Annotated in this window: 3 protein-coding genes and 1 pseudogene; all 4 read left to right on the forward strand. The window is 70.8% G+C overall.

The window, feature by feature from the left end:
* The coding region (locus D7V93_RS36870) for an SIS domain-containing protein (RefSeq protein ID WP_147451532.1) at positions 1–1018 on the forward strand (1018 nt) is incomplete at its 5' end.
* Positions 1018–2187: an N-acetylglucosamine-6-phosphate deacetylase gene (gene nagA, locus D7V93_RS36875; RefSeq protein WP_120647811.1), complete on the forward strand. Its 1170-nt coding sequence runs from the start codon at positions 1018–1020 to the stop codon at positions 2185–2187. The genes D7V93_RS36870 and nagA, both read left to right, overlap by 1 nt.
* 72 nt (positions 2188–2259) lie before the next feature.
* Positions 2260–4296, forward strand: a complete 2037-nt coding sequence (locus D7V93_RS36880; RefSeq protein WP_120647812.1) for a glycosyl hydrolase family 18 protein — start codon at positions 2260–2262, stop codon at positions 4294–4296.
* A 264-nt stretch (positions 4297–4560) separates the two neighbouring features.
* Positions 4561–5399 (forward strand): annotated as a pseudogene (locus tag D7V93_RS36885) (DUF3857 domain-containing protein); the annotation flags it as partial.

Here is a 5399-nt window from a genome sequence, read left to right on the forward strand (position 1 = left end):
TCCCACCCTCGCGCGCGAGGCCGCCCAGGCCTCCGACGCCGCCCGCCGTCAGCTTGAACGCTGCCGGGACACCTTCGCGTACCTGGGCGCCCGCCTGCGCCGGACGCCTCCGCGCTTCGTCGTCACCTGTGCCCGGGGCAGCTCCGACCACGCGGCCGTCTACGGCAAGTACCTCATCGAGACCACGCTGGGCCGCGCCGTCGCATCCCTCGGTCCGAGCGTCGCGTCCATCTACAACACGCGCTCGCTCGACCTGCGCGACTCGCTCTTCATCGCCGTCTCCCAGTCCGGCCAGAGCCCCGACCTCCTGCGCATGACCGAGGCCGCTCGCGCGGGCGGCGCCGTCGTCCTCGGCTTCATCAACGACGAGTCCTCGCCGCTGTCGGAGCTGTGCGACGTGCGCGTGCCGCTGTCCGCCGGCCCCGAGCACAGCGTCGCCGCCACCAAGTCCTACCTGCTCTCCGGCCTCGCCTTCCTCCAGCTCGTCGCGCACTGGTCGGACGCCCCCGAGCTGCACGACGCCGCCCGGCGACTGCCCGAAGCGCTGGAGGCCGCCAGCTCGCTCGACTGGTGGCCGGCGCTCGCGTCCCTCAAGGACGCCTCCAGCCTCTACGTCGTCGGTCGCGGCAGCGGCCTGGGCGCGGCGCTCGAGATGGCCCTCAAGCTCAAGGAGACCTGCCGCCTGCACGCGGAGGGCTTCAGCACCGCGGAGGTCCTCCACGGGCCGCTCGGGCTCGTGCGTCCGGGCTTCCCCGTGCTCGCGCTGGGCCAGGAGGACAACGCGGCGCAGGGCACGCGCGCCGTCGTGCAGCGCATGGTGGAGCTGGGCGCGACCGTCCACTCCACCCTCGCCGTCCCGGGCGCGAAGCTGCTGCCCACGCTGCCGGACCTGCCCGTGGCGCTCGCGCCCCTGTGCCAGGTGCAGAGCTTCTACTTCGCGGTGCACCAGCTCGCGACGGCGCGCGGGTTGGATCCGGACGCCCCCGCGCACCTGCGCAAGGTCACGGAGACGGTGTGATGCCCACGGTCGTCCTGACGGGCGCGCGCGTCTTCAACGGGGACCACGTCCTCGAAGGACAGGCCGTCGTCCTCGAAGGCGACACCATCCGGGCCGTGGTCCCCACCGCGGAAATCCCCTCCGGCGCCACCGTGCACACGCTGCCCGGGGACACGCTCCTCGCGCCCGGCTTCGTCGACGTGCAGGTGAACGGCGCGGGCGGCGTCCTCTTCAACGACACGCCCACCGTGGAGGCCGCACTCGCCATCGCGTCGGCCATGCGGCGCTGTGGCACCACGGGCCTCCTGCCCACGTTCATCACCGACGACGCCACGCGCATGCACGAAGCCTGCGAGGCCGCGCTCGAAGCCACCGCGCGTCCGCACGGTGGCGTGCTTGGCATCCACCTGGAAGGCCCCTTCATCAGCCGCGAGCGCGCGGGCGTCCACGCGACCGGCTTCATCCGCGCTCCCGACACGAACGACCTCGACTACCTCACCGCCCTGCCCCGCCGCTTCGCCGCGCACGGGGGTCGCGTACTGATGACGCTCGCGCCCGAGTGCGTGGACGACGCCACCCTGCGCCGCCTCGCCGCGTCCGGCGTGGTGCTCAGCGCGGGCCACACCGCCGCCACCAGCGAGCGCACCACGCAGGCGCTCCAGGCCGGCGTGCGTGGCTTCACCCACCTGTTCAACGCGATGCCCCCGGTGATGAACCGTCAGCCCGGCCCCGTCGTCGCCGCGCTCCTCGAGGACGACGCGTGGTGCGGCGTCATCGCGGACGGCGTGCACGTGCACGCCGACAACCTGCGCCTGCTCCTCAAGGTCAAACCGCCGGGCAAGGTGTTCCTCGTCACGGACGCGATGCCGCCCGTGGGCACGCCCGTCACGTCCTTCACGCTCCAGGGGCGCACCATCCTGCGGCGCCACGGTCGCCTGGAGACGGAGGACGGCACGCTGGCGGGCGCGGACATCGACCTCACGGCGGCGGTGCGCCACTGCGTCCAGCGGCTCGGCGTTCCCCTGGAAGAAGCGCTGCGCATGGCGTCGCTCCATCCCGCCGCGTTCCTGGGCCTGCACGGACACCGGGGCCGCGTGGCCCCCGGCCATCGCGCGGACCTCGTGCTGCTCAAGGAAGACCTTTCCGTGCACACCACCTGGGTCGGCGGACAGCGCCAGGGCTCGGAATAAAATCTCCCTGATTAACCCTGAAAAATCGGGGCGTGCCTCCTTCCGCGTGTACCGCAGGCGAGGAGAACACGAATGCTGCGTAGCAAGTGGATCATGGGCCTGGTCGCGTCCGCGCTGACCGTCGCCGGATGTGGCCAGGAAGCCTTCGCGCCCGAAGCGCAGGGGCCGGGCAGTGTGATGAAGGCGCCGCTGGCCTCCGAGTGGGCCGTGGGCGTCGCCTACTCCGTGGGCACGCGCGTCACCTATGGCGGCCGGCTCTACGAGTGCCGTCAGGCCCACACGTCACAGGCGGACTGGACGCCCACGGCCGTGGCCGCGCTGTGGCTCGACGTCGGGCCCGTGACGGGTGGCGGTGACACGACCGCCCCTGTCGTCAACGCCTCCAGCAGCGCGTCCAACATCACCGCCGCCGGCTCCATCACCATCTCCGCGAGCGCCACCGACAACGTGGGCGTGACGAAGATTGAAATCCTGGAGAACGGCTCGCTCGTCGCCACCGCGTCCTCGTACACGCGCGCGTTCTCCTCCTCCGCGCAGAACGGCACGTACACGTACACCGTGAAGGCGTATGACGCCGCCGGCAACGTGGGCACCAAGACAGTCAGCGTCACCGTGGCCATTCCCGGCAGCGGAGACACCACCGCGCCCGTCGTCACCGCCAGCGCCAGCACGTCGCGCCTCACCGCCGCGGGCTCCGTCACCATCTCCTCCAGCGCCACCGACAACGTCGGCGTAACGAAGACGGAGATTCTTGAGAACGGCACGCTGGTCGCGACCGCAGCGTCATTCTCGCGCGCGTTCTCCACGTCCGCGCAGAACGGCACGTACACGTACACCGTGAAGGCGTACGACGCCGCCGGCAACGTGGGCACGAAGACGGTCAGCGTCGTGGTGGAGCTGCCCGGCGTGCCCCCCACGGGCAACAAGCGCCTCGTGGGCTACTTCACCGCGTGGGGCATCTACGGGCGCAGCTACCAGGTGTCCAACGTGCCGGCCGCGAAGCTCACGCACATCAACTACGCCTTCTCCAACATCTCCCCGGACGGCAAGTGCATCCTCGGGGACCCGTTCGCGGACATCGACAAGGGCTTCGGCTTCCCCGGTGAGTGGGACGCGGGCGCGCTGCGCGGCAACTTCCGCGCGTTCAAGGAGCTGAAGAAGACCCACCCCCAGCTCAAGCTGCTCATCTCCATTGGCGGCTGGTCCTGGTCCAAGTACTTCTCCCAGGTGGCCGCCTCCGCCGCGTCGCGCACCGCGTTCGTGAAGTCCTGCGTGGACCTGTACGTGAAGGGCCAGTTCCCCGGCGTCACCCCGGCCAACGGCGTGGGCGTGTTCGACGGCATCGACGTGGACTGGGAGTACCCCACCGGCGGCGGCCTGCCGGACAACATCAGCAGCCCCGCGGACAAGGTGAACTACACGCTGCTCATGCAGGAGTTCCGCGACCAACTCTCCGCCGTGACGTCGCAGACGGGCCAGCCCTACCTGCTCACCATCGCGTCGGGCGCGTCGCCGGACCTGCTCGCCAACAAGCAGGAGACCGTGAAGCTGGCCGGCATCCTCGACTGGATCAACGTGATGACCTACGACTACCACGGGGCCTTCGAGAGCACGGTCAACTTCCACTCCGCGCTCAACCGCGTGACGGGGGACCCGGGCGCCGTGGACGGCTTCTACAGCGACGGCTCCATCGCGAAGATGCTCCAGCTGGGCGTGCCCGCCTCCAAGATTGTGTTGGGCGTGCCCTTCTACGGCCGCGGCTGGGGCAACGTGCCCAACGTGAACAACGGCCTGTTCCAGAGCGGCATCCCCACCAAGGGCACCTGGGATGACGGCCAGTCGGGCCTCACCGGCGTGTTCGACTTCAAGGACCTCAAGGCCCACTACGAGAACGCGGGCTCCGGCTACACGAAGTTCTTCCACCCGGAGAGCAAGCAGGCCTACGTCTACAGCCCGACCACGAAGGTGTGGGTGGCCTACGACGACGCGCAGAGCGTCAACGCCAAGTCGGACTACATCCTGGCCAAGGGCCTGGGCGGCGCGATGTTCTGGGAGCTGAGCGGCGACGACGGCACCCTCGTCAACGCCCTCTACTCCAAGCTCCACTAGGGCCAGGGCACTCCCTGCCCACCCACCGGGCCGGCACGGGCGTCAGCGCCCGCGCCGGCCCCGTGCATTTTCCGCCTTCAGGCCTCCACGGGCGCACCCCGCCCCACATCGGTCCGACGTAGACTGGGCGCGTTCTGGTTGCCTGCCCGCCGTCCGGGGCCACATGCAGGGGAAGGCCGTGACGGGTCCACCTGTTCACCGGCGTCGTCGCCCCCTGCTGTCCCGGCGTCGCTGCCTGCGCCGCTGCTCTACCGAGGAGAACGGATGTCGCGTTTCACATCGCTGGCCGCAGTCTTCGTGCTCACCTGCCCCGTGCTGGGGTTCGCGAGACCGAACGCGGACGACAGGGCCCGCGAGTACGCGGCCGAGGCCCAGCAGGCCGCCGGTTCGCCGCGCGGGGGCGCCGCGCTCCTGCGGATGCACGCGCTGGTGGATGACGTGGAGGACCTCACGCCGCTGGTCAGCACCTACCAGCAGATTGCCTCCCGCCGCACCACCGACGTGAACACGCGCACCACCGCGCAGATCCTCCTGATGGACGCGGAGCGTTCGCGGGGCCGGATGGTGCGCGCCAACGAGGTCCGCCAGTGGCTGGGCTTCGTCAACGACTACTACGTCGTCGGCGGCTTCGAGAACGAGGGCAAGGCCGGCTGTGACACCGACTTCGGCCCCGAGGCGGCCGCGCTGGACCTGGGCGCTCGCTACCCCGGCGCCAAGGGCCACGAGGCCACCTGGCGCAAGCTCTCCGTCACGTCCGCGGACGGCTACGTGGACCTGGCCACCGCGGTGCGCCCCAACAAGGAGGCCGTCGCGTACGCGCTCACCTGGCTGGAGGTGCCGCAGGACACGCGCGTGGCGCTGGGCCTGGGCGTGTCCGGCGGCTACCGCCTGTGGGTGAACGGCCAGCTCGCTTCCAAGGAGGACCGCTACAACCTGCCCCGCCCCGACCAGACCCGCGTGTCGGTGAAGCTCAAGAAGGGCCTCAACCGCGTCCTCGTGAAGGTGTGCCAGGAGGCGGGCCCCCTGGGCTTCTACCTGCGCTCGGAGACGGCCTCCGCCCGCGCCACGCTGCCCGCCAAGGCCCCCGCCCTGGAGCGCGTGCC

It is taken from the genome of Corallococcus llansteffanensis (assembly GCF_003612055.1).
Taxonomy (GTDB): Bacteria; Myxococcota; Myxococcia; order Myxococcales; family Myxococcaceae; genus Corallococcus; species Corallococcus llansteffanensis.

What these genes read in the sequence shown, in the direction of transcription:
- nagA (WP_120647811.1), top strand. Translation starts at nt 1,018, where the DNA reads ATGCCCACGGTCGTCCTGACGGGCGCGCGCGTCTTCAACGGGGACCAC.
- D7V93_RS36880 (WP_120647812.1), top strand. Translation starts at nt 2,260, where the DNA reads ATGCTGCGTAGCAAGTGGATCATGGGCCTGGTCGCGTCCGCGCTGACC.